Origin of the sequence: Pontibacter rugosus (genome assembly GCF_042678745.1) — a bacterium.
Taxonomy (GTDB): domain Bacteria; phylum Bacteroidota; class Bacteroidia; order Cytophagales; family Hymenobacteraceae; genus Pontibacter; species Pontibacter rugosus.
The window spans coordinates 1-2,056 of the sequence record NZ_JBHTLD010000386.1 but is presented as its reverse complement, the minus strand read 5'-3'; the positions used below and the strand labels follow the sequence as shown (position 1 = coordinate 2,056).

At 42.1% G+C, this 2,056-nt stretch carries 2 protein-coding genes; one reads left to right on the top strand and one right to left on the bottom strand.

The features are described 5' to 3' along the window. Positions 1-53 precede the first annotated feature (53 nt). Positions 54-881, top strand: coding sequence for a sialate O-acetylesterase (locus ACFQ2O_RS21415; protein ID WP_377532900.1), 828 nt, complete (start codon positions 54-56; stop codon positions 879-881). Positions 882-1,429: 548 nt separating this feature from the next. Here ACFQ2O_RS21415 and ACFQ2O_RS21410 read toward each other — a convergent pair. Then, a complete protein-coding gene (locus ACFQ2O_RS21410) occupies positions 1,430-1,966 on the bottom strand; it encodes a TetR/AcrR family transcriptional regulator (RefSeq protein ID WP_377532897.1) in 537 nt (178 codons plus the stop codon). Positions 1,967-2,056 lie beyond the last annotated feature (90 nt).

Sequence of the window (2,056 nt, the reverse complement as noted above, 5' to 3'; positions counted from 1 at the left end):
ATATTTACTTATCAAAATACTATAAAAGTAGATTTATTGATCCTACACAAACTATGAAAAAGTCCAGTCTCCTGTTACCATTAGTCATGCTATTTAGCGCATGTATGTTTTTTTCATGCAGCACAGAGTCATCTCCTCCTACCAACACTGTTGATGTCCATCTAATTATGGGGCAGTCAAACAGCATTGGCCGAGCGTATGCGATGGAGTTACCGAAAGACCTTCAGAAGCCACTCGATAGCTGCTATATCTATAACCCGGAAACACAGAGGTTTGAGGTGATGCAGGCTGGGGTAAATACACAATCTGTAAAGGGCATGTTTGGCCCCGTTGTAAAGGCGGCTCAACTACTAAGTGAACATAAGCAGCAGAAAGTTTATTTTGTTGTGACCGGCTACGGCAATACGCAACTATACCATTCTGGCTCTGACGAAGAAAAAGATTGGCACCCAGAATCCAAAGAACTGACACAGCAGGCACTTACTACCATAGATCAGGCGCGCAAAAAGCTGGAAGCGGAAGGCAAGACAGCTGTTTTTAAAAGCATAACCTGGTGGCAGGGCGAACGAGACGCCATGAACACAAGCAAGGCCATGTTATACGAAGCAAACGAAACTGCTTTTTTTTACTCTCTAAGCTCAATCCCATACTTGCACGACACAAAACGCGTTGTATATAAGTTGTTTCCTCAGACTCAAATACTGCCTTATGTAGCTGTGGTGAACGAGGCGAAGGTAAAGCGGGGAGCATCTGATGCCAATACACTGGCTGTTATCGAGACTAGCAAGTATGAGCTTAACTCGCAGGACAAGCTACATGCTTCAGCCAAAGGCATGATTCAGGCTGGCACTGATCTATTTCATGCTATTAAGAACCTGTAGCTGAGCTATTCAGTATAAATAACTGAAGCACAACCACTCACACTCCTATTGACTTCGCATGAACCTAAACCAATTCAACAGCAAACCCCTTGAGCAGCGCGCCGATCTGATTTTGAGGCATGGGGTTTACCTGGCAGTGCGGTATAGGTCGCAGTACGTTATATGTCTGTATCATATCGATTCGTTTTTTGCTGAAGTATGGTATGAGCCAAGGAGAAATAAATTTGTACTCGTTCGCAGCCTCAGCAACCATGTAGGCTTACAACCTTATCTGGAGTTAGTAAATATATCTGATCTACTGCAAGCTTAATTTATGAAGCTTGCTCTTGTACTAAGACAACAGAGATAGCGGGTTTAACACCAGCTAACCTTATCGCCGACTCTTCTTCTTTGAGTATACTTTAATATCGTTTTGTAAATTACAATTGCCTATACCCATTATTGTGGCAGTTTGATCAAAGAGCAGCAACTGCATAGCAAAGATTCCAAAAGAAGAGCCCCTGCCAATTTACAGACAGGGGCTCTTCTTTTAGGTAGTTGGATACCTATTACTTGCTCTTATACTTAGCCTTAATTAAATCAAGCATTTTCAGGAAGTGCTCCCTATCAGGATTATTAAGAAACAGCCTCCAAAGTCCTTCCACCATCAGCATAATAATTTCCGACTCTAGCTCTGGCTCCTTATACCCAAGCTTTTTAAAAGCTTCGGTTAACTTCTGCATCACCGAGTTAGAGAAGCGGATGTGGTGCTTCTGAGAAGTCTCCTCATCTACCAGCCTAAACTGCATACGCCAGAAATTACGCTCATCCTCTACCAGCTTCTGGGGCATATCCAGAATATTACAGATTAGCTTTTCAGGATCGTCTTCTACCACTAATCCCTTGCTTTTATCTGTAATACGCCTATAGCCAGCTTTGACAACAGCCTCTAAAAGGTTTTCTTTATTTATATAATGTTTGAAAATAAGGCCCTCTGACACTCCAGCCTCCCTTGCAATAAGGCTGGTAGGCGTGGCATCATATCCTTTATCAGCGAACAGGTTTAAAGCTGTATCTAAGATTAGCTCTTTCTTTGTTTTAACCATACTAATTTTACACTAAAACGACTACCCCTTAGCAAGAAGCATCCATTTATTATTATAAACGACCAATATCTAACCGTTTCGAAGGCAAGC